Origin of the sequence: Cytobacillus sp. FSL K6-0265, assembly GCF_038003465.1 — a bacterium.
Taxonomy (GTDB): Bacteria; Bacillota; Bacilli; order Bacillales; family Cytobacillaceae; genus Cytobacillus; species Cytobacillus stercorigallinarum.
Genome location: NZ_JBBOPE010000001.1, coordinates 2,643,045 through 2,669,870, shown reverse-complemented (window position 1 = coordinate 2,669,870; position 26,826 = coordinate 2,643,045). Strand labels below are relative to the sequence as shown.

Sequence of the window (26,826 nt, the reverse complement as noted above, 5' to 3'; positions counted from 1 at the left end):
CACGACTATTGGAAAGGATGAGGGCAATGGTTAATCGTAAAAAACCGAAATATGAAGTTGGTGATACAGTCGTGATTACAATTTATGGAACGGTAGGGAAAGTAACAGATGTAAAATGGCTTGACGGTATGTATGTTTATGAAGTGAATAAAAGTGATGGTCTATACTTGGAGTCAAGTTTACAGCCACTTTCAGAGTTTGAAGGAGATGTAAGTGATAAAGAGCATGTAGATATTGAGTATCAATACTTTTTTGGGGATCTCGTCCAAGTGAAGGGGTATGGTACTGAGATTTTCAAAGTAGTGGGCTTTCGTACCGAGATTTGGCGGTATAAAGAAGATGCATGGGAAGACGTCATTTATGAGTTATCTCGAATTTCTGATGGAGAGTGGCTTGAGGCTGGTGAAGAGGAGCTTTCCTTATTATCTGATGCCGAACAGGCGGACGAATTTATAGAAAAATTAGGCATGTTGTTTCTTATTAACCAACAAGCAATTACCGAAATAAAGAATAACGAGGATTTTTGTAATCAAAATGTTGAAGTAAGTCGAACGGATCTTACAACCAACGAAGAGAAACAAATCATAGATGGTTTGCTAGACATATATAATGACTATTCTTTTTTGTACAACTTTTTTCAAGATGAAGAATATGAAAAAGCGATGAAAATAATATTAAAAAAACTGGAAACTATCACAACGAAAGTAAAAAAGGTTAATCTTACAAAAGATGAAACAGTTGAATAGTTGCCACTGAAATGATAGGAATGCCTACTAGTAAAACAGCGATGAATAAAAAACGTAATAACCGATCAATTAGTTGTAGTGATTTCCCTTCTTCATTATTTACATCTTCTATAAAACGATTGCAGACTGCTGTGAACTTTTCCATAAAATCATCCTTTCAAAACTAGTGATAGAAAATATTTATGTACTTTTACTAGATTTAATGACAAGAGAATGAAAAAATTTTTTCTATTCAAATGTTGCATGTTTCATAAAGGTGTCACATACAATTTGTACAAAGGGGGAGTCGCATATGAAGGAAATTGAAGTTTTTATAGATACTGAAGAAATTGCTGAATTTTTCTTTCATGAGTTGACTAAAAGAGGGTTCGTTCCTGTAGAACTAGAAGTAGATGAATTAGCTGATATTACCTTTGAATACTTAATCAAAAAGTGTATTATCGATGAAGATGTAAGTTTTGATTCGGAAGAGTAAGAAAATACGATAAACACAAAAACCCAACCAACTGTATGATGTTCCTTTATGGATCAATTGTTGGTTGGGTTTTAATATTTACACAAAAAATCTTTCTAAAAGTCTATGACCTTCTATAAATGATTGAAGAAATGCAAAATATCTATTCTCTTCTCTCCGCTCCAAATTATTCGAAATAATCCCATCTACACCTAATAATTGCATTTGCTTGAACTGTAATGGAGTAACAATCGTCCAGGCATAGATCGTATATCCATAATGTTTAGCTTGTTGAATGAATGATTGTGTTAAATTCGAATAATGAATCGATAAAAAACTAATTTCTGTTTTATAGGAATACATTTGAATCAAATTAATAGGCGTGGATAAAACAAGGCCAATGGGAAAGTCAGGAGCGCGTTCCGTGAATTGCTTTAATGCATCAATATGAAAGGATTGGATTTGTAACATTTTTGCAGGTACACCAGCATTTACGGTTTGTTTTAATTGGTTTGCTAGTTGTTCTACAATTTCTGGCGTTTCTGCTCCAGCCTTAATTTCTATTAACAAAACGATCTTACCAGCAAACTCATCTAACACTTCTTGTAATAATGGGATTTTCTCTTCAGAAAAATGTTGACTGTACCAACTACCTGCATTGAGTTTTTGTAACTCTGCTATTGTCATATCATTTACTAAACCTTCACCATTTGTAGTCCGGTTAACAGATGCGTCATGTATGACGACAATTTTTTTATCTTTGCTTAAATGAATATCTAATTCGATTACGTCAAAGCCATTGTTTAGTGCAGAATGAAAGGCGGCCATTGTATTTTCAGGTGCTTGAGCAACGTCACCACGGTGAGCAATTTTTGTATAGTTTTTGTATGGGAATAGCCATTGAAAAGAGCTGCAAATGATGGAAACACAAACAAGCAGCAAAAAGAATTGACGGAAGTGAATTTTCTCTCGTTTCAAATTATCCCTCCCTTTTGTACCAATCACTATGTTTAATACTAGTTTATGAAACAAAAGCAAAAATGTAAGCGTTTTCAAAATAAAATTTCTTTTTAATCGACAAAATTAGGCGAATTTCTTTGAAGGAAATAAACGTAGAAAAAGCTAATATATTGTTTAAAATAATCATTTATTGGTGGGGTATATATGATCAAGCCTTTTGTAAAACCTAGAACAAAAGAATATGATGTTACCATTTTTCAAACTCCAAAATACAGAGAAACACGGGGCTATCGAGAAGTCTACCGCACACTTATTGAAGGTATAAATCATGAAGAATGTTTATCAACTGTATTTAAGCAATTTAATGTCCTAGATCGCATGCCTTTTGATTTCCAAGGGAGATTTTTATCAACGGGAGATATTTTATATATTGATGAAGGTAGAAGAGGACAATATTATTATCAATTAAAGTCGGGTGGTTGGGCCTTAGTGAACCGAATAATGGTTAGGTAATGAAGTGTAGTGTAAAACTTTGCTTCTCTTTTCATTTCCATCACAACTCATCCTATGCTATATTTTAGATAATTCACGATTTTAACAGATGGAGGAATATCATGAGTGTACATATTGGAGCAAAAGAACATGAAATTGCAGAAACAGTTTTACTACCAGGTGATCCACTAAGGGCAAAATATATTGCAGAGAACTTTTTAGAAGATGTAAAGTGCTATAATGAAGTCCGCAATATGTTTGGTTATACAGGCACTTATAAAGGCAAAAGAATATCTGTTCAAGGTACTGGAATGGGCGTTCCTTCCCTTTCTATTTATGTGAACGAATTGATAAATAGTTATAATGTGAAAAACTTGATCCGTGTTGGCACATGCGGAGCCATCCAAAAAGATGTGAAAGTAAGAGATGTGATCCTTGCGATGACAGCTTCTACTGACTCCCAAATGAATCGTTTAACTTTTGGTGGTGTTGATTATGCACCTGCAGCTGATTTCGATCTATTGCGCAAAGCTTATGACAGCGGTGTAAGTAAAGGATTGGAATTGAAAGTTGGGAATGTTTTTACAGCTGATATGTTCTACAATGATAATGCTGAACATGAAAAATGGGCCCAGTATCAAATTCTTGCTATCGAAATGGAAACAGCAGCACTTTACACGTTAGCAGCTAAGCATGCAAGAAAGGCCCTTTCTGTCCTTACAGTAAGTGACCACATTATTACTGGTGAAGAAACTACATCTGAAGAAAGACAAACGACTTTCAATGAAATGATTGAAGTAGCGTTAGAAGCGGCAATTTCATAAATCGATAGGTTAACGAGTGATTGTTTTTCGTAGTCACTCGTTTTTCTTTTGCCTTTAAGCTAAAAGTAAAAGCAAATATATCTTCAGATCTGTTTATTTGATTCGTTTTCTCTATTGATTCAGCAGCTACTTAAAATGACCCTTTTCTCTTTTGTTATTGGTAGAATCACTCATAGTAAGGTTCATAGACTAAGCCTTTCTCTTCTTTCGCAATTTATCATATAAAGTGTTATGATAGACGTTGACATAAAGAAAGAGAATAGGGGAAAAGTAATGAAGAAAGTACTTGTAGGAACAGTTACAGTTGCTCTTTTTCTAGGAGGCTGCAGTCAATTAGATCCTTATTTAGAAAAAATACCTTTTCTATCTAATTCAGAACCAACTTCAGTAGATGAGCCTGTAGAAAATGAAGAGGACAATCAACAAGAAACAGAAAACAATTCAACTGAACAACCTCCCGAACAAGGTGAACAAAATGAAGAGGAACTAACATTAGCTTCTCAATTTTTTAATCAGATTGAAGATGTAGATGGAACTCCAACTATAACAAACCCAACCAACTTAATGGTAATGGTGAATAAAGACTTTGCTTTACCGGCAAATTATGCTCCGAAAGATCTTGTACGTGCAGATGTTGAATATTCTTTTGGAGATCAAGATATTGAAAAAAGTTACCTTAGAAAAGAAGCCGCAGATGCATTAGAAGAATTATTCTCTGCAGCTAAAAAAGAAAATATAGCGTTATTTGCTGTATCTGGGTATCGTTCATATGATCGACAGGAAGCAGTTTTCCAAGCAGAGGTAAATAGCGTAGGTGAGGAAAAAGCTTCGGAAGCAGTTGCTCTACCTGGAAGTAGTGAACACCAAACAGGATTAGCGATGGACATTTCAAGTCCTTCAGTTGATTACACGTTAACTCAAGATTACGAAGATACAAAAGAAGGTAAATGGCTAAAAGAGAATGCACATAAGTACGGCTTTATTTTACGTTATCCAAAAGGAAAAGAAGAAATAACGGGGTACAAATTTGAACCTTGGCATTTTCGCTATGTCGGAAAAGAAGCAGCAAAAGTCATTTTTGAGAAAGATTTAACATTAGAAGAATACTTTAATACGGTAAAAGAAATTTAAGTACGCTTCTTCATAAAAATGTACCCAAAAGCGATCAATGGAACAATAGGGAATAGAAAAAAGTATTGTAAAAAATGATCAATACGAAATAAATAACAACTCATTGGCAGGAACAAAATGAAACTTAATAATGCTTGAACATAAGAATGATTAAATATTCCTGAGATAAGAAAGATAATAGATAAAGCAAAACAGCACCATAGTAATATACCAGGAATCATGCATTCATTCTCCTTTCATCATTTATGTAATGATTATGTGGGGTTTGGGAAAATTAGAAGTGAACAAATGAGATTCACTATATAGAAGAAGTCTTTCCTCATTTAATTGATACATAAAAGAAGCCTGAATTCTTGAGATGAAAGGAATACATAAGAAAATTCTTCCTCTTTTCCAAAGAAATGAGATATAATTTGCAGTACAGTAATATAGTTATTGATACCGATAACGCCAATATAAAATCTTAAACTTGAGTAAGCATCACAGCTTACAGTGATGAAAGTGGTGAAAGGGTTGTCTAATGAAGTAAATAATGATGAAGAAAAACAGGAAATAAAGGATAAGCCTAAGCTAATAAAAATGAAATTATTCCCATTTATTATGCTTGTATTCATCCTCGTTTTTGTTACAGCTGGAATCACAACATTAGCATTGTCTTTCGGTGACGAGAAGGCCGTTAATGTAGGAACGAATGAAAGAAGTGAATTTTCAAAGTTATATCAAGCTTATGATTCCTTGAACGAAAATTATTTCCAAGAAATTGATTCGGGTGAATTAATTAATGGGGCTATCAATGGGATGCTAGATTCACTAGATGATCCATATTCCGATTATATGAACGAAGATGAAGCGGCTAATTTTCACCAAAGCATCTCCTCTTCTTTTGAAGGGATTGGCGCAGAAATTACGGAACAAGACGGACAAATTGTCATTGTCTCACCATTAAAAGGGTCTCCTGCAGAAGATGCTGGCTTACAACCAAATGATCAGATTGTATCTGTTGATGGCAAGAGCTTGCAAGGAATGAGTTCTTCAGAAGCAGTCCTTTTAATAAGAGGTGAAAAAGGATCAAAAGTAGAACTGGAAATTGGTCGTGGTGGCAACAGTGAACCGATGAATGTAACAATTACGAGAGATACAATCCCTCTTGAAACGGTATATGGAGAAATGTTAGAAGATGATATTGCCAAAGTCCAGGTCACTTCCTTTTCTGAAAATACAGCGCAAGAACTTGTGGATGTGTTAAATGATTTAGAGGAAAAAGGTATGAAAGGGCTTGTTTTAGATTTAAGACAAAACCCTGGCGGATTATTAGATCAAGCAATTGAAATTTCTAGTTTGTTTGTACCAGAGGGTGAAATCTTATTCCAAATTGAAGATCGCAATGGGAATAGAGAGGCTGTGCAGGCACCTAATGGAAAGCAAATGGAGACGCCTCTAGTCGTGGTGATTGATGAAGGTAGTGCTAGTGCTTCAGAGATATTAGCAGCTGCCGTTCATGAATCGGCTGATGTAAGTTTAATCGGTAAAAAGTCATTTGGTAAAGGAACTGTACAACGTGCTCAAGATTTTACTGATGGCTCAAATATGAAATTTACAACAGAAAAATGGCTGACGCCAGATGCAAACTGGATTCATGAAAAGGGTATTGAGCCAGATTATGAAGTGTCATTGCCTGAATATGCTTCCTTACCTTATATTAATCCTGAGAAACCATTAAAAATATCGGAATCATCCAGTCAAATTAAGTCAGCACAAGCGATGTTAGTAGCACTGGAATATGATCTTGATAAAGATGATGGATTCTTTGATGAAGAAACAGAAGCTGCAGTGAAAGCTTTCCAAAAGGATCATGAGTTGGAAGAAACAGGTGTTATTGAAGGTGAAACAACCGTGAAACTTATGGAAGCTTTACGTGAAAAACTACTAGAGAACGATACTCAAATCAAGAAAGCAGTAGAAGTTTTAAAAGAAGAAATGAAATAATAACGAAGAACGTCTAATATCGTTTAAGCGGTCTTAGCCCTATGTTTTATAGGGGTAAGGCCGCTTCTTTTTTTAATTATCAAAATTGAACAGACGATATGATGGATGTTGGCTGTGACATTTAAAATTCATGCTGAGAGAAAGCAAAAAGAGTTTACGTGTCATTCAGAAGCTAAAACAGGAATGAAAGCCGAGAAAAATCACAGCACTCAGGAAAAAACCAAACGTAAGCAGAGCCGATGAAATGTAATAAAATTCAAGAATATTTATTTCGAATGACGAATTTATTTGAAAAAGACGGATGTTTTTTTAACGGTTTTGTGGTAAATTAGCAATATTCTAAAATTGTATTGAATATGGAAAGAAGGATGTGTGATGCACGAAACAAGTGAATTAATGAACCATAAGGAGGAGAGTAGAAGTAAGCGTCTTATGCTGGCAGTTATTCTAGGGTTATTATCTGCTTTTGGACCATTATCCTTAGATATGTATCTTCCGGCATTACCTAATCTAGCAGATGACCTGCATACAAGTGCATCATATGCACAATTAAGCTTAACGGCCTGTATGGTTGGTTTAGCTTTAGGACAAATTTTTGCTGGGCCAGTTAGTGATATGGTTGGTCGTAAGCGACCGTTAATAATTGGACTTATTTTATATTGTCTCATTTCAGTTGCCTGCGTGGTTTCCCCAAACGTTGAGTTGTTCATCATATTGAGGTTTATTCAAGGGTTAGCGGGGGCTGTAGGAATTGTTATATCAAGAGCCGTTGTACGAGATTTATACAGTGGTACACAATTAACTAAATTTTTTGCCACACTTAGTCTAATAAATGGGGCAGCACCTATTTTAGCACCCGTTTTTGGTGGGCAGTTATTAGCGATTACCTCTTGGCGAGGGGTATTTTTGGTTTTAACATTCATCGGATTTCTTAGCCTATTATTGGTTATGTTTTCGTTAAAAGAAAGCTTGCCTGCAGATAAAAGGTTAAATGGAGGCGTTTTTGCTTCCTTTAGCCGTTTCGGCAAAATCATAAAAGATCGCAAATTTATGGGATACGCTTTATCTCAAGGTTTTGTTGGTGCGGCTATGTTTGCTTATATATCTGGGTCCCCCTTTGTATTGCAAAACATTTATGGTCTTTCTCCGCAATTGTTTAGTGTGTGTTTTGCAATAAATGGAATTGGTATTATATTAGGCAGCCAATTAACGGGAAAACTTTCAGAGCGAATACATGAGGGAACTTTATTAGTAGGTGGATTGTCGATTGCATTAGTTGGAGGGGTTACATTACTTCTAAGTGAAATTTTCCATTTAGGTATTTGGGGTGTTCTTATTCCATTATTTTTAGTTGTTTCTGCTGTTGGGGTAGTTAATACTTCAACTTTTTCCTTGGCAATGGCTTCACAAGGTGAAAATGCTGGTAGTGCGTCAGCCTTAATTGGTTTAATGACGTTCTTGCTTGGTGGTATGGCTGCTCCGTTAGTTGGGATAGCGGGTGAATCATCTTCATGGCCGATGGCACTTATTATTGCTATTGCAGAAATCTTAGCTCTAGTATCTTATTTGTTTTTAGTTAAAGGATGGATTGTAAAAGAATCGAAAGGATAAACACCATGATTAAACGATTGCAAGATTATATTAACCAGTTTCATCGCACGATATGGATTTTACTAGTTGGTACCATCCTATCTCGTGGGGCGGCATTTATGACGTTGCCCTTTTTATCTATATATTTAGTGAATCAGGACTATCCTTCGTTTTTAATTGGCCTCATTATCGGAATGGGTCCGTTAATGTCGACAATAGGAGGTTTTATAGGAGGCCATTTATCTGACCAATTTGGAAGGAAGCCAATTATGCTTGTTGCATTAGTAGGGACAGCAGCAGCTTATTTTGGTTTTGCTTTGTCCTCCTCAGCTCTTGCTTTTTTGCTACTCAATGCTTTACTTGGTTTGTGTAATTCCTTTTTTGAACCAACGGCACAAGCATTGATGGCTGATTTAACAAAAAAGGAACTAAGAATGAAGGTATTTTCCTTAAGATATGTCGCAATTAATATTGGTGCGGCTGTTGGCCCATTAATCGGTGCTTTATTAGCATTAACAAACGCTTCTCTCACCTTTTATATTACTGGTGGTATTTATTTAGCATATATGTTCATTTTAGTGTTTACGATACAGCCTGTTCCTCGTTTAGAGAAAAAAGAAAATGTTACCTTACCTGTTGCCTTTCACATTGTACGGAGGGATAGGTCGCTATTGTATTATATTCTAGGTGGAATATTACTCGCGATTGGCTATTCGCAAATGGATTCTAACTTACCACAACACTTTGACAACCGCTTAGAGAATGGGGTCGTCATTTATTCATTTCTTTTATCCATTAATGCTATCCTTGTGATTATATTACAATTACCTTTTGCCAAACTGATGGAAAAAGTTCGCCCTTTAAAGTCTATGATTATTGGTTCAGCTCTTGTAGCTGTCGGTTTGTTCTTTTTTGCTATATCCACTCATTGGATAATGGCAGTTATCGGTGTAATCTTATTTACCTTAGGAGAAATATTATCGTTCCCAGCAAGTAGTATCTTGATTGATCAGTTGGCTTCTGAGGAATTACGTGGCACGTATTTTGGTGCTGCTCAGTTTAGGAATACAGGTAGTTTTATTGGTCCAATAATTGGCGGTTATTTGATTGGTATTAGTGGTGGGACAATTGCTTTCTTTGTGATAGCCGTCATTTGTTTAAGTAGTATCATTTTCTTCTCAGCAGGAATGAAAAAAGAAGAAATAGTGACAGTAGAAAAAAATCAAGTTGATTAGACGCCGAACAAACTAACAACACACTGTATGTAGGTTGTTGGTTTGTTTTTATATATGAAAACCCCACTACTCTAGGAAAGCAATCACGTAAATAACTTTTTCCCCTCATTTAAAGTATAAAGATGTTCATCTATCCCTACACTGAATGAATAAAGGAAAAATAAGGAGGATGCACCATGAGAAAATCTTTCATTATTTTATTAGCTTTGCTATTAGCAGCTTGTTCATCTGGCATATCTGAAAAAGATCATCGTCAAAAAGAGAAGGGAACAACATGGAATAATTCAGAAGCAAAAACATTCTTACTTGTTGGTGTTGATTCTAGAGGAGAAGCAGATTCAAGATCTGATACAATTATGTTAGCTCGGTATGAACCAAAGGAAGAAAGAGTTAAACTTGTCTCAATCATGCGCGATAGTTATGTAGAGATCCCGAATTATGAAAAAGGATACCATAAATTGAACCATGCCTATTTTTTAGGGGGAACCGAATTACTTTCGCAAACAATCGAAGAAAATTTTCAAATAAAGGTTGATCATTCGGTTGTCATTGACTTTGAAGGATTTGCAAATATTCTAAATGCTGTTGCGCCAGATGGGCTTGAAGTGGATGTTCCCGCAGCAATGATTGAAGATATGAATATGAATATTGAGCCAGGGAAAAACTTTTTAAATGGTGAGCAGCTTTTAGATTATGTTCGGTTTCGTCATGATGATGAATACGATTATGGAAGAGTAAAGCGACAACAGGAAGTGCTTGCCTTATTAAAGGAAGAACTTAAAAATCATATGACATCTATTGAAGGAATCGCCAAATCACCAGAAATGATGAAAATGATGATGGCAAATGTTGATACCGATTTACATATTGATCAAATGTTTGCGATGGCTACCTCTGTATTATTGAATCCAATAACAGATATAGAAACAATGCGGATACCGGTAGACGATTCATTTGTGGATAAAAATTCTCCGCATGCTGGCGCTGTGTTAGATATGGATTATGAAGAAAATATCTCTGCCCTCAAGCAGTTTTTCGAAGGGAAGAATGTCACGGAGGTCAATGGGCAACCGTAATATTTGTGCCAATCTCTTATATCCTTTACAATGGTTCAATGAAAGAGGTGTGGTTTCCATGAGGCAGATTGTTCAAATGAATGATAATATAAAGAAGGAGGTCGTTCATGTCGAACAAACTTGTGAAATGTTAATCGCTGAAATGCTAAGACATTACGAACGACATGAACACTTGGTGATTGAATTTATTCGCTGTAAAAAAGGAAAAGTAGCAAAACTTGATCAATGTTTAGAAAGTGACTACCAATCTTTTATTGAAGTGGGATTAGAAGAAGAGGATGAATATTTCCCACATGGATATATTCCAGTATGGAAATGTAAGCAAGAAGAGTTTCAAAAAATAGGGTATATAACCGATGATACGTATGAAATAATGAAAAACAAACTCAGTAATATGATTGAAGAGACGATTGCAGAATAGATTTTAAGGGGAAAAATAAACATGAGCACAGAGATCTATATATTAGCTGGATTTTTAGGGAGTGGAAAGACCACACTTTTAAAGCAGTTGCTACAGGATGAAAAAGAGAACGGCAGAAAAGTGGCTGTATTAATGAATGAATTAGGAAAAGTGTCAATAGATTCAGATGCAATAGATGATGACATTCCGTTAAAAGAATTATTGGATGGCTGCATTTGTTGTACCATTCAGGACAAGTTAGAAGGTCAGTTACAAGGTTTATTAACGCTTGAAAAACCAGATGTTATCTATATAGAAGCGACAGGAGCAGCACATCCAGTGGAAGTGTTAGATGCTGTGCTCTCACCACTTTTTGCTAACTCCATTGTCCCTAAAGGTATTATCTCCATCCTTGATAGTGCAAGATGGCGAAACAGAAAAGAATTGACACCACAAGTGCTACAGCTATTAATTGAGCAAATTAGACATGCAGATTGTCTGCTCGTTAATAAAATTGACTTGTTAACAGAAGATGAACAAGCAAAAGTCATCCAAGAAGTTCAAAGTATTAATTCCACAGCGTTTACATTGTTGACAAAAAACGCAAAAGTACCAATAAAACGAATCAGAGAATTGTCCTTACTGCCGAAAGAAAAGCAATCAAGCAGTAGGATTGGAACAGATTTACATTTAAGTACGTTTGTTTATCAATTTAAAGGAGCTGTAGATCGATCTGCTTTTGAAGGTTTTTTGCGAGAATTACCCGACACACTTTACCGTATGAAGGGATATATTAAGTTTTCATCTTTAGCCTATCCACAGCTTTTCCAATTTTCTTACGGGATGCCTGTCTATTTTCAAGAAGAAATGAATATTCCTTTAAACATGGTCTTCATCGGAGAAAATATGGATTGGGATAAAATCGAAAGCGCACTACAATCTCTAGAAAAGCCAAAAGAAAATATCGATTCAAACTGAGTAGGATGATGTCTTACTCAGTTTTTTTATGAAGAAATTATCTACGCCTGTTGTTGTTAACTTAATCAAAAGACGTAATTCGATGCTGATTTTCTTACTTGGTTTAATCATTGGAGGAATCCACCCAAAAGTTACTATACATATAACTGCTCATGTTTAGGCAAACTTTACGATGAAACCTAATAAAGAAGAGTGATAAAAGATGAAAAAATTGTGTATTGTCTCCCTGTTTGTCATGCTTTATTTAGTGTCCCCTGCAAAGATGTATAGTATGGTGGATGATGAAATTGGATTACCGATCCAGATGTTGCCTTGGAAAGAAGCGAAAGAACATTTACCGAAGTTTAAGAAGTTTACTGTGCTAGATGTCGATACTGGTAAGCGATTTGATGTCCAACGAAGAGCTGGGAGTGAACATGCAGATGTTCAACCATTAACGAAAGCTGATACAAAGATAATGAAGGAAATTTATAATGGAAAATGGAGTTGGAAGCGAAGAGCGATTATCGTTATTAGTGATGGAGAGTGGATTGCTGCTTCGATGCACGGGATGCCACACGGGGCAGGTGCTTTATCAAATAATTTTCCAGGTCATTTTTGTATACATTTTTTCGGCAGTACGACACATCGCACCAATTCAATGGATTTGTCTCATAAATTGATGATTCTCAAAGCTGCTGGTAAACTTGATGAGTATATGGCTATATCGGAGCCGGAAAGAGTATCAGCTGCCTTTATAGCAGGCTTGAAACAACAAGATGCGTATCTTCTGTCGCTTGTCACTTTAAACAAGATAGATGACAAGACAATCCGTTCGATTGAAAATGTAAAGTTAGCTTCAATTGGTCAACTAGACGAAGGAAATACTGCATTAGTCGTTAATCTACCGATTCAAGTCGATTGGTATATAAAGAATAAAGGGAAGAAGAGCTATCGTGGTTCCATTCGTTTAGTTAGATTTTCCCCACTGGATCCATGGCAAGTCGATGCTAATCATTTCTTACAAAAAAATCGCTTGTGAATTTAAATGAAATAGTAAACGATATAATAAAAAAGAAGGCATTCTTAATCGTATCGATTTTGAACGCCTTCTTCAATTCCTGCACCCTAATTTTTATTGGTTTTCTCCAAACTTAATAAACGTTTTTTCGTCTTCTATTAGGCCACATGCACCGCATTGAATCCTTACTGTTGGACCATTATATTTTAAATGGAAAGCAGTTAAATTTTCAGCTGCATATTCTTCAAGTACAGAGCCTGATTGTGGGTCAAGCTTAACTGAACGCGGGTGTTGTTCGATAATGTTAAAGCGTGACCGATTTGTTTTACATGATGGACAGCAATATGGTGTAGTCATTGACTAGCCCCTTCCTATAGATGAATTACTTTTATTTTTAACCTTTAATTGAAATTTATGTATGAATCAAGTAGATTCAAATAAGAGAGGAGTGGATGAAATATGAATAGTAACGAACTTTTACAAAGCTACCGTTCATTATGGAAAAATAGAGAATTGGCAACAGGAGAAGAAAATGCAGATACTGTGTTAATGATAGCGATAGAAAAAGAGTTAAGAGATGAAAATGCACACCCACGAGTGAGAAAAGATAAACAAAGAAAGTTAATTGCTGCAATTAAAAGAATCAATGACTCCTCACTTTCTTCTGATATGAAAGTAGCACTCATTGATATACATTTTAAAGTTTTCGCTACAATCGATTGAATGTTTTCACACTTTTAACACAACCATTCGGTATCCTTGACTTATAAAAACATTGAAACTGGGGAGAAACTTTATATGCGTTATTACAAGGCGTTCATATTTTTCTTACTGATTTCTTCTTTCTTAACTGCCTGTAGACAGGAAGAATTCACAAATATACCAGCTGATCGGGATATTGCATTAACAGTCAATATTAAGGAAATGAGTCTATCATTTATAGACATACAGGCGCAAAAAAGCATCGGTTCATGGAAGGTCAATAAAGCATACACGGGAGGAAGTGTACTATCAGATGGCGACACTCTTTTACTGTATGGAGAAAAGTTAAACACCATTGATCTTTACTCATTATCTAGAGGGGAACTGATTCATCAGTGGACGATTGGTGAGGGGATTGTGGACGTTGAGGAACTAGGAGCTGACACAATAGTTGCTTTAGATGAGAGAAAAAATAGCGTCCGATTTTTTAATAGTAATGGAGAAGAAACAAGTGATATTGATATCTTTGATCGACCACTAGAAATGATACATGATGAAGCTCGTGATGAACTCATCATTATAGGATTTGATGAGAATGTCCTTACAAATATTGATTTAGAAACGATGGAAATAAAAGAAAACTATGAAATACATACACATGCAACAGGTTTGTTCTCATTAGATGACGAAATATGGGTCGGTGGACATGGTGAAGGATTAGATATTGAAAAATATGTACATGTTTATGATAGAGAGACCGGAAAAGCATTAAGAAAAATTAGTGTTCCTTCAATGCCAGTTGATTTTACCAAAGCTGATGATGCGATATTTGTTGTAAGCCATGGAACAAATCTGCTTTATAAGTTAAATGAGGCTGGTGAAGTATTAGGTGAAATGAGCGTAACAGCTAATCCTTTCACAATTGAAACCGTTAGAGATATGATATTGGTCGCAGGGTATGATAGCTCTGAGTTACAATTTATCGATTCAGAGACACTAAAACTGAAAGGATCGATAGAAGTAGGCGAAGGTCCGTTTCAAATTTTGCTTAGGGAGAACGAGGATTCATGAGAAAAGTAAATATATTAATTATTGATGATGAACCAGATATGAGAACATTAATTGAGATGTATTTGGAGAATTCGGGATTTAAATGCTTTACCGCTGAGAGTGGTGAAGAAGGCTACATGATATTGAAGGAAGCTGAAATTGATTTAGTCATTTTAGATATTATGATGCCAAATGAAGATGGATATGAAGTTTGTCAAAAAATACGTACGAACTCAGATATTCCAATCATTTTTCTGTCAGCAAAAGGAGAAGAATGGGATAAAGTGAAGGGGCTGCAATTAGGCGGTGACGATTATATTGTTAAACCACTAAGCCCAGGAGAACTTGTAGCTAGAATACATGCCGTTCTTCGGAGATCTGGAAAAGTGAAACAAGAATCCGAGCAAATAAAAATAGGGAAGTTATCAATTGATAAAAAAGCGCGGAGAGTCCTTGTCGAAGAGGAAAAAATTTCTTTAACTTTAAAAGAGTTTGAAATGCTTTCTTATTTAATTCAACATGTTAACCAGGCGCTTTCAAGGGAGCAGCTCCTTGAACATGTGTGGGGAATTGAATATGATGGTAGCTTACGAACGGTCGATACCCATATTAAAACATTAAGGATGAAATTGGGTATAGCAGATTACATTCAAACTGTATGGGGTGTAGGGTATAAATTAGAGGTACCAGACAAATGAAGTACCTTACCGACACATTAGCCAAAAAGTTATGGTTAACAGTGACGATAGCGATACTTATCACAATTGTTTATTCCTACCTATTATCTTATTTGTTTTATGAGAAATTATATGTCGAAAATGTAGAAGATACATTATTAGAAGAAGGATTAGCCTTAGCGTCTGATTATAAAGGTGGAGAAATAAGTACAGACTTAAAAGAAAAAGTAGCTTGGTACAATGATAAATCAGAAACCGATATTATCATGGTAGATAATCCCCGGGAATTAAGTGCATGCTTTCCATTTGAAATGAAGTATGATTCGCTTATTAACGGAGAAGAACGAGAGCAATTATTAAAAGGAACCCCAATTTACAAAACGGGTTTTGAAGAAAGATTTGATACTCGTATTATGGGTGTGATTATCCCATTATTAGATGATAATCGCCTCGCTGGTATTATTTATGTCTATTTACCGTTAGAGAAAATTTCTGATATTACACAGGATTTCGCTTATCTTTGGATGCTTGCCGCGTTCATCTTTCTTCTATTCGCCATTATGACAGGTACTTTTCTGATTAAAAGAATGACTAGCCCGTTAATGGAAATGAAGTTAGCAGCTGAACAAGTGTCTAGAGGGAACTATAATGTGCAGTTAGCGACAAATCAACAAGATGAAATTGGTGAACTGGCTAGTGCTTTTAATTCGATGGCCACCTCTATTCAAAAAGAAGATGATAAAAAGCGAGAATTTCTTGCTAATGTGTCTCACGAATTAAGAACACCCATTAGTTATGTCAAAGGATATAGTGATGCATTGAAGTCTGGTCTTGTAACTAATGAAGAAGATCAAGAAAAATACCTTGAGCTGATTTATCGGGAAGCAACTCGGATGGAAAGACTTGTCGGTGATTTATTAGATTTGTCAAAACTCGAAACAGATGACTATCGGTTGGTGAAAGCGCCAATACCGCTAGCCCAGCTATTGGAAGATGTCGTGCAAAAGTATCGTCCGCGAATTAAAAGAAAAGGCTTATCTATAGAAGTTGATCTTGATCCGGATATCATTATCATTGCAGATGAAGGTAGAATCGAACAAATTATGCAAAATATTTTTGATAATGCGATTAGATATACTGATGAGGGCACATTATTACTTGATCTTTTCCAAACAGAAGATGGCTGTTGTATTCAATTGGAAGACTCGGGGATTGGGATACCCGAAGAAGATTTAGATAAAATCCGGCAAAGATTTTATCGAGTGAATAAAGCGAGGACGAGAGCTGATGGTGGTACAGGACTTGGTTTAGCCATTGTGGAGAAACTCGTACATTTACACGAAGGACGCTTGCTTATTCAAAGTGAATACAATATTGGTACTACGATACAAATTATACTTCCAATGGTAAATGATGATTAATATTAAAGGCTACTCTTTCTATAAAGAAGAGTGGCCTTTTTTGTCGTAGTTAATGAATATCTTTTGTTGTTCATGAGGCAAGTTATAGAAAAGTTTTATGCTACAAACCGCCTTACATCAAGGTTTTCAGCCTTTGATATCATTTCATTATAGTTGCATAATAAGTATCACGAATGTTACGTATATGTAATAAAAGTAAAAGAGAAAAAGGCTTTTTCAAGTTGTCAAGTATATTATTCTAGTATATAAATGGAAACACGATAGTGTCACTACCAATTAATGATAAAAAAACCTATTCTCTAAAAATCAAAAAAACCTAATCATCATAACGTTTTTTCTTTCTATTATTAGAAAGATGCAAGAAAGAATGGTTCATTTCTATTTCCTCCCAAAAATATTACAAAAAAACCTATGATATGATTATCTCACAGCAAGAAACAACAAAAAACATCCATTAGGGAGGAAATAGATTATGAGTAAGAAAGTTATTTTTTCAGTAGCGGCAGCAGCTGCATTATTAGTATCAGCACCAGGTTTAAACAAGGCAGAAGCGGCAGAGCCAGCTCAAGTAAAAGTAGAAACAAAGGCTTTTGTCTATCAAACTTCTAATATGTTAAACCAAGATTATATTAATAAAGTGATGCAAGATTGCATGAGTAAATATAATGTGAATTGGAATCAAAAAGATATTCAAAACATCTTAAGTCAAGCGAAAGAAAGAGCACAAGCAGCATTAGAACAAGGTAAAGCGCAAGCGGCACAACCAGAACAAGCAGCACAACCAGAACAAGTAGCACAACCAGAGCAAAATCAACAAGTAGAACAGCCAGTTCAACAACCAACACAACCTGAAGAACAACCGGCACAACCAGCAGAACAACCAGCTGAAGAAGCAGCACAACCAGAGCAAGAAGTAGCTGAAGAAACACAAGCACCATCAGAAGAGGCATCATCTGAAGTTAGTGCATATGAACAACAAGTACTTGATTTAACAAATAAAGAACGTGCAAATGCTGGTCTTCCTGCATTAGAACTTGATGTGGAACTTAGTAATGTAGCGCGTGAAAAATCTCGTGATATGCAAGCAAAAGGGTATTTCGATCATAACAGCCCAACATATGGTTCTCCATTTGATATGATGAAACAATTTGGAATCTCTTATACTTCTGCAGGTGAAAACATTGCCCAAGGTCAACAAACACCAGAAGAAGTAGTACAAGCTTGGATGAATAGCCAAGGTCACCGTGAAAATATTCTTAACTCTAGCTATACTCACCTTGGAGTAGGTTATGTTGAGAACGGTAATTACTGGACTCAAATGTTCATCGGTAAATAATAGTCGGACAAATATGTTTTACTTCTTATCATTCAAGATGAGCAACACCTGCATCATACGATGCGGGCGTTGCTCATTTTTTATTGTTCCTCAAAAAATAAATACATTTAGACTTTAGCTGTTTTGGCAAAGTAAGGTTTGTTTGCATGCGTTTCATATTCATTTTACGACCATCCGATTACAAAGATATCGCACGGCTTACTCATCCATTTATGATTCATTTTCCAAATCGTTCTAATTAAATGATATAATGTATGTATAAAGAGTAATTAAACAACGGAGTGAATGGATTGAAGGATTTTTTATTTAATAATAAACAACGATTTGGGGAATCGCTTCCTGAACAAATTGCCAAATACATATTAAGGGAAATTATGAAAGGTTCTTATATTCCTGGAGATAAAATTATTGAAGAGAAAATAGCAGAAGAGCTAAAAACAAGTAGAGCACCAGTGAGAGAAGCATTATATTTACTTCAAGTAGACAATATTGTCGAGCGTATTCATCGAAAAGGGACAGTTGTAAAATCCTTTACGGCTGAAGATATAAAAGAATATACACATGTCATGGTTGGACTCATTCAAATGGCACTAGATATGACTTCGAATCGATGGCATGATGAAACGAAAGAGACGTTAATATTAAAACTCAATGAAGCGGAAGAAGCGTTTCTTGCAGGTGATCTCATTGGTTATCAAATGAAATCCACGGGTGTAACAACGTTCTTTTTTGAAGTGGCGAACAATAAAGCACTGTCTAAATTTTATTATGAATCTGTTTATATATTAACCGTATTTGCCCAAGTGAAATGGACAATGGATACAATGAACAGTTTTCATCCAAGAATGAAATTAATCACTAAAAATCTGATGGAAAATAAGATTACCGAAGCGAAGGAAGTAGTACCAGCTCTTTTATTAGAAACGTTAGAATAAGGATGTCCACTTATGGGCATCCTATTAATAATAATCAAAATTGTCGACAATATACAATTTTAGTAGTATGATTATTTAGGATTAAACAAAAGGGAGGAATTTCAGATGAGTTTTTCAAACAAAGTAGTTCTAATTACAGGTGCCGCAGGTGGGATTGGTTTAGCTGCAGCGAAAGCTTTTGCTAAAGAAGGTGCCAAGCTTGCACTAGTAGATTTATCTAAAGAGGCATTAGAAAAGGCTGCTGCTTCTATTGATGCTGAGGAGATTTTATTGTTATCAGCTGATGTAACAAAAGAAGAAGAAGTAAAAAAATATGTTGAAGATACACAACAAGCATTTGGTCGTATCGATACATTTATTAATAATGCTGGAATCAATGGCGATTTTGCCATCTTAGATGAGCAATCAAAGAAAAATTTTGATGCAGTATTTGGGGTAAATGTTTTCGGTGCGTTTTTAGGATTAAAATATGTTTTACCTGTGATGAAAGCTCAAAAAAGTGGAGCAATCGTTAATACAGCTTCAAACGGCGGTTTATTAGGTGCACCAGGTATGGGGCTTTATGTTGCATCTAAACATGCAGTAATCGGGTTAAACAAAACGGCTGCACTAGAAGCTGCTGATTATGGTGTAAGAGTAAATGCGGTTACGCCATCTGGTGTAGATACACAAATGATGAGATCCATTGAAGCAAACGCTATGCCTGAACAAACAGATAATGCCCGTACACAATTTGAAAGTTCTGTACCAATGAAAAGATATGCAACAGCTGAGGAAATTGCCGATCTAATGGTATTTTTATCATCAGAAAAAGCTTCATTTATTTCAGGATCATATTATCGTATCGATGGTGGACAAGGTGCTACATCGGTTTAATAAATCAAAAAAGTTATCATTACGAGCGGTGCGTTAGGGATTGGCTATGAAGGCGTTTGGTGAAAAAAGGTGCAAACGTTGTTAATGCTGAGATGAACGTAGAGAGTGGCAAAGCTTTATGGCTGAAACTTTTACAGTAGACAGTGGATATACTGCCATTTAAATAAGCTCATACGGTGAAAAGGCCTTAGTATTATTTATGGCCTTTTCACCGCTTCTTTTATATCATGACTATTCCATCTTATGAATATCTGCTGCTGCACGAATACCCGACTTTCAATCCAGCCAGGGAAAGAGAGGTATGCTCCCCAGAAAAATGAAGTCTCCCTGTTGGTTTACTTACTTCCTCGCCGAAATCTTTTTGTTGACCTGGTGCATATAACGTGAAACAACCTGCCGAAAAAGAATTTCTACTCCAATTAAATGTAACAGTTCTGAGGTATTCTATATAGACAATATCCCCATATACTTCACTTAAGCTTTTCTAGACTTCCCTCGTAATATCTAATTGTGACAAACTATTCCATAATAAAGCATCATTGCCCCAACTATAGCTGACATGTAAAACAGCTGGTCTATCATTATTTACCCTATTAGGAACATGGCTAAAATGAATCGGTACATCAGTTTTAACATGACCAAAGTTGTACCTTTTCCAAAAAGGGCTACTAAATTCAATCCCAATTTTCATTGAAGGAATGTTTTACAATTCTCTAATTGCCTGCCATTTTTTTGACTGATGCTATTTTTGGGTAGTATATCTATCAATTGAAGTACAGTAAATTTAAAAGTATGTTGATATGTATCATTAACGTAGATGTTTATTTTATTCCCACTTTGTTTGATTCTTTCTATTTTTTGATTGAAAAAATAGGTTCGATGTTAATTCCATTTGGCAAGAGTAGGAAGAGGACAATAGATAAAATCGACATAAATGATCATTTTTGAAACCCTTCAATTCCTAAAAAAATACTAATTAATCTTATCGCATTTGAAGATAAAGGCGTTTCTAAGGGGGTAAACTTTAAAAAATCGACCATGGAATATTTACCGTATTCTGAGACTATTCTTTTTTTGTCTTCTTCTGTACTGTGATTATATAGTGTGATAAAGGGTTCTACTGCCTCATGTAATAGTGTAAAGGCTGGGATAATGGCAATTGAAATTTAGCTAAATATTGTTATACAAAAAGTTTATGTGTATGACGGATTCTCATCGCACCCATATCCAGATCATCCTCATCCCCATCCGTAAAAGGAAGATCTAAGCGTGTATATTCTTCCTCCTACACGGCTATTCCTGACCGTATGCCCTGCCTGTTTAAGGCGTGAGGCAGAAACTAATCCAGCCATACCAGCAACTGCAGTTAAAATTTTCTTTTTTCGTTTTTTTATAATCGGTAATCCATTTTTAATGATTGAAAGCATTGTTGTTAGGGTATTTAGGTAGTAACACATATTTCTCCTCCAAACTAATAGTCATCGACATGAATTTCAGATAATTGCCGGTCAATTAACTTATAAAGTTGGATTTCTAAAATGTCATCTTGGAAGTCTGCTTTAGCGCCCTTTTTATGAACAAGAGTCGGTAATGTAATAAGTGTTTGGTCACTGTCTTTTGGGATATGTTCGAGAATGAGTTGATTGGTTGTATGATACATTTTTAATTGTTTTAACCATTCTCGTTTTTGGATTTCTATTCTTACAAACACATACTTATGTGTCTCCAAGACACGAAATCTTAACTTACTTTGTGATTGTTTATTTTCTGTTGTATGTTGAGTTTCTTCTTGTTCTTGCTTTGTTGAATATTGAAGGTCATTCGGAAAGACCTTTCCGAGCATCCCTTGTACATACTCATTGACTTCTTTTTGGTTTAGTTTTTCGAATTTGGCCTTCATTTCTTTATTAAATGGGAATTGATTCCAAGGGAACATATACTTTTCACCCTTCCAAAAAAAGAGATGATCTTTCCGATGATGATAAACGCCTATTATTTAATTTATGCAACAATTCCATTTTCGTTAAAGAAACATCAATACAAAACACTTGCAACATTACTTTATACTGATTAGTATTGAAATTAAATAATAATTTAAAAAATTCTAACTAAAAGGGGTTGTTTTGTGAATACGAAGACAGCGTTAATTACTGGTGGGTCAACTGGTATCGGTAGAAGTATTGCATGGAAAATAGCAGAACAAAAAATAAACGTAATTATTAATTATAGACATAGCGAACAAAAAGCAAATGAACTTTGTGAAGCACTTACTAAGAAATATGGGACAAAAAATATCGCAATTAGAGCAGATATAACGAATGATGATGAATGTAATCATCTCATCCAACAATCGTTAGCGAAAACAGATTCAATTGATATCTTGATACATAACGCGGGCCCGTATATTCACGAAAAAAAGAAAATGGTTGAATATTCATTAGATGAATGGTCTTATTTAATGAATGGAAATCTGCAAGCTTTATTTATATTGGGAAAAGCGGTTATTCCACTCATGAGAAAGAAAAGGTGGGGGAGAATCATAACAATAGGGTTTGATCGCGCCGAAACTGCCCCAGGATGGATGTATCGTTCGGCTTTTGCGGCAGCAAAATCTGGTGCAGTCTCATTAACAAAAACGATTGCAATGGAAGAAGCAGAAAACGGCATAACAGTAAATATGGTTTGTCCGGGGGATATTATTGGCAAGTGGAAAGAGAGTGATATAAACAATGCCTGTACAGTAAATGATGATCGCACCCCTGTAGGACGCCCTGGTACAGGGGAGGATGTAGCGAGGGTAATCGCATTTCTTACTGAACCGGCATCTAGTTTTATCACTGGTAGTGTAATTCCAGTTACTGGAGCAAAGGATGTATTAGGAAAAAATCTTCATTAATGAGCATGTCTCCTATTCTTATCACATATATTGTTAGAAAGAACGGTAGGAGAGATGAGGATGGCATATCAAGGTTCAAAAGGCTGGTATATTGCAAAACTCAAAGAATATGGAATCAATAGACACCCGATTGAATTGCGGAAATTAGAACTTTACAAAACATATGAAGTGAGAAAAATTTATCAACAGGTTTTAGCGAATAAAAAACAAGGGTAGCTATAGTAAGCTCCCTTGTTTTTTTAAGCTTCTTTTAGATGAGTTGTATCTTCCACTGTCAGTCCTTCTCTAAGCATATGAAGAGAATAAAGATCTTTAGGAATTTCAAATAAATCGTAAATCTCGCCAGTTTCATTTATTTTTTCATACAAACTTTTACGTGATTCATTGGCATAAATGGCATAAGGTAGTTTCTGGGCAGCTTTTAATGAACGAATGTTTTCTTTTTTTATGCGCATAAAAATGGTTTCAATATTTAAATCATAAAAAAGTTCATTAAAGAAAGCATCTTTGGCTAATTGATTATAACCTTTACCATGATAGGGTTTACCAATCCATGTGCCGAGAAAGCCAGCTTGATTTTCAATGTCATATAAGCTAATGGTACCTATTGGATTATTCCATTCATCTGTAATGGTGCGAGAGATGAGTTTTTCTTGTTCCTCAGCTTCAAGCGTTTGTTTCGTAATAAACAACAGTTCTTCATAAGATTGAGCTTTATGACGCACAAAAGGGAAGACATCGGGGTGCGTCATCAATTCGAATAAAACTTGACAATCATTTAGGTCACGTTTTTTCAGCATTGGTTATCCCTCCACGTGAGAGTAAACCTACTCCATGCCAAAAAGACAGAAAAGGCCCACCCTCGAAATTTTTTGTAATGTAGCTAAAAAATTTCGGGGTGGGAATCGAACCCACTAGAACCAGTAAACTGGTGGCGCACCATTTGCCTTCCCAATATCCAAAAACAAAAGATATTATCGACTAAAAATATTATTTTATGAAAGTATAATACTAAAAAAAATACAAAAAGGGAATAGATTTTTTGCCTTATTTTAAAGATTATTTTTCGCCAAATTTCACCATTTTTTGCATGCCTGATTCTAATGGTGACATTGCATAAAACAACCAGTGGATGGGAGGTGAAAAAGATACAGATACATGGAGGTAAAGCAAGGTAGGACCATAAAAAAGTGTGATGGATAGAAGATAAATGGAGAAGATACCATATCATTATTTAGAAAGGGGTGGGAGGCAGAGCTTCTATCTTCCTTATTATCATTTTATTTGTCAACTGCATTTGTGTATGCCCATTTGCCTGAGACCATTGTCCATTTTGGTTTTGCTAGAAAATGAAAAGGGTGGTGGCTCCAGAGTACAAGATCAGCTTCTTTCCCTTCTTCAATGCTACCAACGTTATGATCAATTTTTAAGTTTTTAGCCGCAGCGATGGTTATTCCCTCCAATGCTTTTTGTTCGGATAAACCTTCTCGAACAGCAATACTTGCGCAAATGTTTAAGTATTGAATAGGTGTATAAGGGTGATCGGTGGTAATTGAAACGGAGACACCAGCTTTATCGAGGATTCTATAAGTGTCCCACGTCTTGTTTTTTAACTCTACTTTTGATCGTCTTGTTAAGGTCGGTCCAACGCTCACTTGGAGGTTCTTTCCTAAATAAGGAGTAATTAAATGGCCCTCTGTACAATGTTCAATTCGTATATCTAAATTAAACTCTTTAGCAAATCGTAGTGCAGTTAAAATATCGTCTGCTCTATGGGCATGAATTCGCACAGGTATTTCTTGTGTAAGTGCTTTAATTATAGGGGATGTGCGCAGGTTTACTTCATTTGGATTGGCATGAACATTATAAAACGCTTCTCTTAACATTCCCATAATACCCATTCTAGTAATTGAATGATCATTGCTATGACTATGAACTTTTTTAGGGTTTTCTCCTAGAGCAATTTTTAATCCCGCAGTTTCTTTTACAAGCATTTCTTCAACGCTATTACCATACGTTTTCAAGATAGATGTGGTGCCACCGATAATATTCGCACTGCCTGGCATTACGTGAACAGTAGTAATCCCAGCTTTGAGTGCATCACGAAAGGCAGGATCGAAAGGGTGGACGCCATCGATTGCACGAATATGAGGTGTTAATGGCTGGGTTGTTTCGTTCGCATCATTACCTGCCCAGCCAGTCCCCTCGTCATATAATCCGATATGTGTATGAACATCAATAAAACCAGGTAGCAGAAAACCATGAGAACAATCAACTACTTGCGCATGCAAATCTTGAATATCTTTACCGACCTTTTTAATTATACGATTTTTTATTAATACATCTCCGTGGAAAGGCTTTGAAGTAATGGGATAGACAATGGCATTTTTAAAAAGTATCGTCGACATCAGCATCCAGTCCTTTTTCTGCTTAATAATATTTCATCAAATATACTGTTAAAGTGATAAATTAGAAATCAATACCCTACTCATGAGAAGCAATATTAAAAAATGCCTGCCATTTGCATAAATAGGATTGTTAATCCTAAAATCCAAACATAAACGGCAAATATCTTGAGTGATTTTCTCTTTAGAAAATTAATCATCCAAACAACGGCAATATAACCGAAAATGGCTGATGCAAGTGTGGCAATTAACATACTGCCAAAGCTAATGGCTTCGATATGACCCGCATACATTTCTCCAAATTGCAGCACAATGCCTCCTGCAATGGTCGGTATAGATAATAAAAATGAAAAGTAGGCAGCTGTTTCTCGATCGAGTTTACGGATGAGCCCCGCAGCGATGGTTAAACCGGATCGTGAGATAGCAGGGAATATGGCAATTGCTTGAAAACTCCCAATAAATAATGCATCGCCATAGCTAATATCTTTCATCTTTTTCGCACCATTTTTAATACTATCAGAGAACCACAGAATGATTCCGGTAAGAATGAATTCCCAGCCAATGGTGACACCGGTTTTTGAGATCGAATCAAATAAATCATTAAATAATAAACCAACAAAGACAGCAGGGATTGTACCAATGACAAGCAGCATCGATAACTTTCCAAATGGATTTTTAATGATTTCTAATAACTCATTTTTATAAACAACAAGGACAGCTAAAAGGGTACCGATATGAAGCATGGTATCTAAAAATAATCCTGCTTCATCAAGACCAAATAAATGTCTTCCAAGATATAAATGTCCGGTGCTTGAAATAGGTAGAAATTCTGTTATACCTTGAATGATTCCAAGAATAAATGCTTCGATTTTTGACATCATATAAATCACCTATTTGTTTATTTTTTTCCTAGTAGTAAAAATCAGGGGAACTCACGTATCAACTTGTTTTCTCTCGCTTTTATAAATGTATTCAAGTTGTCCAATAGAAGAACAGAAATTTGAAAATAAAAACTTTGAAACTTTTTATAATAATCATCGTAAAATAGGTATATAGTACAAGAAGGAATAAGAGAAAGGGGAAAACAACAATGAAAGATTCACAAACAGACAGAATACTTGCTGCGGGCATTTATATTATTAGTTTCTTTACTGTATTTATAGGACCACTTGTTATTTGGCTTATAAAAAAAGATAGCTCAAAGCTTGTAGACTATCATGGTAGACAGTATTTTAACTTCCTCATTACTTACTTTGTTTATGGAATCATTAGTACGATCTTGATGTTAGTGCTCATTGGTTATTTATTAGCAGCGATATTTGGCATTGCGTTTATCGTATTTACCATTATTGCAGCTGTTAAGGCGTTTGAAGGGGAAGAGTATCGCATCCCGTTTATCATCCGTATCCTCTAATAAACGAGTAAATATAAAAGGCCAAAAAGAAAACGCGAACAAATCAATGTTCGTGTTTTCTTTTTGGCCTTTCCATTGTAAGCCGAATTATTGGCTTATAGAATAATATATATACTAATAAGGAACAAAGTAAATGATTGCTTCATTCATAGAGGAATGCTTATTCGGTGATTCTTTGATTTAAGTAGGTTTGGGTGTCAACGATAGGGTAGCTGATGTATAGAGATAATAAACACGTTTAA

At 35.4% G+C, this 26,826-nt stretch carries 30 protein-coding genes and 1 pseudogene; 22 read left to right on the top strand and 9 right to left on the bottom strand.

From position 1 onward, the window contains the following. Window positions 1–26 precede the first annotated feature (26 nt). On the top strand, window positions 27–746 hold the full coding sequence (locus tag MHH73_RS13460) for a hypothetical protein (protein ID WP_191811133.1): 720 nt from the start codon (window positions 27–29) through the stop codon (window positions 744–746). On the opposite strand, the gene MHH73_RS13455 is transcribed toward MHH73_RS13460, so the two are convergent. Continuing rightward, window positions 721–891 carry a hypothetical protein gene (locus MHH73_RS13455; protein WP_191811135.1) on the bottom strand — a complete coding sequence of 57 codons (171 nt, stop codon included), beginning with the start codon at window positions 889–891 and terminating at the stop codon, window positions 721–723. The genes MHH73_RS13460 and MHH73_RS13455 overlap by 26 nt on opposite strands. Before the next feature lie 147 nt (window positions 892–1,038). On the opposite strand from MHH73_RS13455, the gene MHH73_RS13450 reads away from it, so the two are divergent. Next, complete coding sequence (locus tag MHH73_RS13450; protein WP_191811137.1) at window positions 1,039–1,221, top strand: YozD family protein; 183 nt, start codon at window positions 1,039–1,041, stop codon at window positions 1,219–1,221. 78 nt (window positions 1,222–1,299) lie between these two features. Here the strand turns inward: MHH73_RS13450 and MHH73_RS13445 are convergent, their stop codons facing one another. Further along, window positions 1,300–2,178 (bottom strand): glycerophosphodiester phosphodiesterase, encoded by an 879-nt coding sequence (locus MHH73_RS13445; protein WP_191811139.1) that lies wholly within the window; start codon window positions 2,176–2,178, stop codon window positions 1,300–1,302. A gap of 186 nt (window positions 2,179–2,364) precedes the next feature. Between MHH73_RS13445 and MHH73_RS13440 the strand changes: the two genes are divergently transcribed. From MHH73_RS13440 to MHH73_RS13395, 10 genes are all read left to right on the top strand, one after another. Then, complete coding sequence (locus tag MHH73_RS13440; RefSeq protein ID WP_191811141.1) at window positions 2,365–2,673, top strand: YodL domain-containing protein; 309 nt, start codon at window positions 2,365–2,367, stop codon at window positions 2,671–2,673. Window positions 2,674–2,774: 101 nt separating this feature from the next. Then, window positions 2,775–3,476, top strand: coding sequence for a purine-nucleoside phosphorylase (deoD, locus tag MHH73_RS13435; RefSeq protein ID WP_095372899.1), 702 nt, complete (start codon window positions 2,775–2,777; stop codon window positions 3,474–3,476). A 273-nt stretch (window positions 3,477–3,749) separates the two neighbouring features. After that, on the top strand, window positions 3,750–4,607 hold the full coding sequence (locus tag MHH73_RS13430) for a M15 family metallopeptidase (RefSeq protein ID WP_191811143.1): 858 nt from the start codon (window positions 3,750–3,752) through the stop codon (window positions 4,605–4,607). Window positions 4,608–5,102: 495 nt separating this feature from the next. Next, on the top strand, window positions 5,103–6,593 hold the full coding sequence (locus tag MHH73_RS13425; RefSeq protein WP_191811145.1) for a lmo1851 family serine protease: 1,491 nt from the start codon (window positions 5,103–5,105) through the stop codon (window positions 6,591–6,593). Between the two features lie 375 nt (window positions 6,594–6,968). Beyond that, on the top strand, window positions 6,969–8,204 hold the full coding sequence (locus MHH73_RS13420) for a multidrug effflux MFS transporter (protein ID WP_191811147.1): 1,236 nt from the start codon (window positions 6,969–6,971) through the stop codon (window positions 8,202–8,204). Between the two features lie 5 nt (window positions 8,205–8,209). Beyond that, window positions 8,210–9,418 (top strand): MDR family MFS transporter, encoded by a 1,209-nt coding sequence (locus tag MHH73_RS13415; protein ID WP_191811149.1) that lies wholly within the window; start codon window positions 8,210–8,212, stop codon window positions 9,416–9,418. 176 nt (window positions 9,419–9,594) lie between these two features. After that, the gene (locus tag MHH73_RS13410) at window positions 9,595–10,494 is read left to right on the top strand and encodes an LCP family protein (RefSeq protein ID WP_191811151.1); all 900 of its coding nucleotides are present in this window, start codon (window positions 9,595–9,597) and stop codon (window positions 10,492–10,494) included. A 58-nt stretch (window positions 10,495–10,552) separates the two neighbouring features. Next, window positions 10,553–10,915 carry a hypothetical protein gene (locus MHH73_RS13405; RefSeq protein ID WP_191811154.1) on the top strand — a complete coding sequence of 121 codons (363 nt, stop codon included), beginning with the start codon at window positions 10,553–10,555 and terminating at the stop codon, window positions 10,913–10,915. A gap of 21 nt (window positions 10,916–10,936) precedes the next feature. Next, window positions 10,937–11,872, top strand: coding sequence for a CobW family GTP-binding protein (locus tag MHH73_RS13400; RefSeq protein WP_191811156.1), 936 nt, complete (start codon window positions 10,937–10,939; stop codon window positions 11,870–11,872). A 202-nt stretch (window positions 11,873–12,074) separates the two neighbouring features. Continuing rightward, window positions 12,075–12,893, top strand: a complete 819-nt coding sequence (locus MHH73_RS13395; RefSeq protein WP_191811157.1) for a hypothetical protein — start codon at window positions 12,075–12,077, stop codon at window positions 12,891–12,893. 93 nt (window positions 12,894–12,986) lie between these two features. Here MHH73_RS13395 and MHH73_RS13390 read toward each other — a convergent pair whose 3' ends face one another. Continuing rightward, window positions 12,987–13,229, bottom strand: coding sequence for a DNA alkylation repair protein (locus MHH73_RS13390; protein WP_095372909.1), 243 nt, complete (start codon window positions 13,227–13,229; stop codon window positions 12,987–12,989). A gap of 102 nt (window positions 13,230–13,331) precedes the next feature. Here MHH73_RS13390 and MHH73_RS13385 point away from each other — a divergent pair, with 102 nt between their 5' ends. From MHH73_RS13385 to MHH73_RS13355, 7 genes are all read left to right on the top strand, one after another. Next, window positions 13,332–13,595, top strand: coding sequence for a hypothetical protein (locus MHH73_RS13385; protein WP_191811159.1), 264 nt, complete (start codon window positions 13,332–13,334; stop codon window positions 13,593–13,595). A gap of 75 nt (window positions 13,596–13,670) precedes the next feature. Beyond that, window positions 13,671–14,645 carry a YncE family protein gene (locus MHH73_RS13380; protein ID WP_341067406.1) on the top strand — a complete coding sequence of 325 codons (975 nt, stop codon included), beginning with the start codon at window positions 13,671–13,673 and terminating at the stop codon, window positions 14,643–14,645. Beyond that, window positions 14,642–15,322, top strand: coding sequence for a response regulator transcription factor (locus MHH73_RS13375; RefSeq protein WP_191811164.1), 681 nt, complete (start codon window positions 14,642–14,644; stop codon window positions 15,320–15,322). Before MHH73_RS13380 ends, MHH73_RS13375 begins: the two co-directional genes overlap by 4 nt. Then, on the top strand, window positions 15,319–16,722 hold the full coding sequence (locus MHH73_RS13370; RefSeq protein WP_341067402.1) for a sensor histidine kinase: 1,404 nt from the start codon (window positions 15,319–15,321) through the stop codon (window positions 16,720–16,722). Before MHH73_RS13375 ends, MHH73_RS13370 begins: the two co-directional genes overlap by 4 nt. Before the next feature lie 472 nt (window positions 16,723–17,194). Further along, window positions 17,195–18,058, top strand: coding sequence for a CAP domain-containing protein (locus tag MHH73_RS13365; RefSeq protein ID WP_341067400.1), 864 nt, complete (start codon window positions 17,195–17,197; stop codon window positions 18,056–18,058). A 290-nt stretch (window positions 18,059–18,348) separates the two neighbouring features. Continuing rightward, window positions 18,349–18,993 (top strand): GntR family transcriptional regulator, encoded by a 645-nt coding sequence (locus tag MHH73_RS13360; protein WP_191811170.1) that lies wholly within the window; start codon window positions 18,349–18,351, stop codon window positions 18,991–18,993. Between the two features lie 105 nt (window positions 18,994–19,098). Then, window positions 19,099–19,869 carry an SDR family NAD(P)-dependent oxidoreductase gene (locus MHH73_RS13355; protein WP_191811172.1) on the top strand — a complete coding sequence of 257 codons (771 nt, stop codon included), beginning with the start codon at window positions 19,099–19,101 and terminating at the stop codon, window positions 19,867–19,869. 241 nt (window positions 19,870–20,110) lie between these two features. On the opposite strand, the pseudogene MHH73_RS22485 reads toward MHH73_RS13355, so the two are convergent. The 3 genes and pseudogenes from MHH73_RS22485 to MHH73_RS13345 form a co-directional block, all read right to left on the bottom strand. Next, window positions 20,111–20,335, bottom strand: a pseudogene (locus MHH73_RS22485) (FAD-dependent oxidoreductase); the annotation flags it as partial. 772 nt (window positions 20,336–21,107) lie between these two features. Continuing rightward, window positions 21,108–21,326, bottom strand: coding sequence for an FAD-dependent oxidoreductase (locus MHH73_RS13350; RefSeq protein ID WP_341067399.1), 219 nt, complete (start codon window positions 21,324–21,326; stop codon window positions 21,108–21,110). 14 nt (window positions 21,327–21,340) lie between these two features. Beyond that, a complete protein-coding gene (locus tag MHH73_RS13345) occupies window positions 21,341–21,805 on the bottom strand; it encodes an Hsp20/alpha crystallin family protein (protein ID WP_191811178.1) in 465 nt (154 codons plus the stop codon). A gap of 189 nt (window positions 21,806–21,994) precedes the next feature. Here MHH73_RS13345 and MHH73_RS13340 point away from each other — a divergent pair, with 189 nt between their 5' ends. Both MHH73_RS13340 and MHH73_RS13335 read left to right on the top strand, forming a co-directional pair. Beyond that, window positions 21,995–22,765 carry an SDR family oxidoreductase gene (locus MHH73_RS13340; protein ID WP_341067395.1) on the top strand — a complete coding sequence of 257 codons (771 nt, stop codon included), beginning with the start codon at window positions 21,995–21,997 and terminating at the stop codon, window positions 22,763–22,765. Between the two features lie 60 nt (window positions 22,766–22,825). Then, entirely contained in the window at window positions 22,826–22,981 is a 156-nt protein-coding gene (locus MHH73_RS13335; RefSeq protein ID WP_191811182.1) for a DUF2639 domain-containing protein, read from the top strand. A 23-nt stretch (window positions 22,982–23,004) separates the two neighbouring features. On the opposite strand, the gene MHH73_RS13330 is transcribed toward MHH73_RS13335, so the two are convergent. From MHH73_RS13330 to MHH73_RS13320, 3 genes are all read right to left on the bottom strand, one after another. Then, window positions 23,005–23,565: a GNAT family N-acetyltransferase gene (locus MHH73_RS13330; protein WP_191811184.1), complete on the bottom strand. Its 561-nt coding sequence runs from the start codon at window positions 23,563–23,565 to the stop codon at window positions 23,005–23,007. Window positions 23,566–24,045: 480 nt separating this feature from the next. After that, window positions 24,046–25,173 carry an amidohydrolase gene (locus tag MHH73_RS13325; protein ID WP_191811186.1) on the bottom strand — a complete coding sequence of 376 codons (1,128 nt, stop codon included), beginning with the start codon at window positions 25,171–25,173 and terminating at the stop codon, window positions 24,046–24,048. A gap of 95 nt (window positions 25,174–25,268) precedes the next feature. Then, the gene (locus MHH73_RS13320; RefSeq protein WP_191811188.1) at window positions 25,269–26,048 is read right to left on the bottom strand and encodes an undecaprenyl-diphosphate phosphatase; all 780 of its coding nucleotides are present in this window, start codon (window positions 26,046–26,048) and stop codon (window positions 25,269–25,271) included. Window positions 26,049–26,260: 212 nt separating this feature from the next. Here MHH73_RS13320 and MHH73_RS13315 point away from each other — a divergent pair, with 212 nt between their 5' ends. Continuing rightward, complete coding sequence (locus tag MHH73_RS13315; RefSeq protein WP_191811190.1) at window positions 26,261–26,584, top strand: DUF4870 domain-containing protein; 324 nt, start codon at window positions 26,261–26,263, stop codon at window positions 26,582–26,584. Window positions 26,585–26,826: the final 242 nt, after the last annotated feature.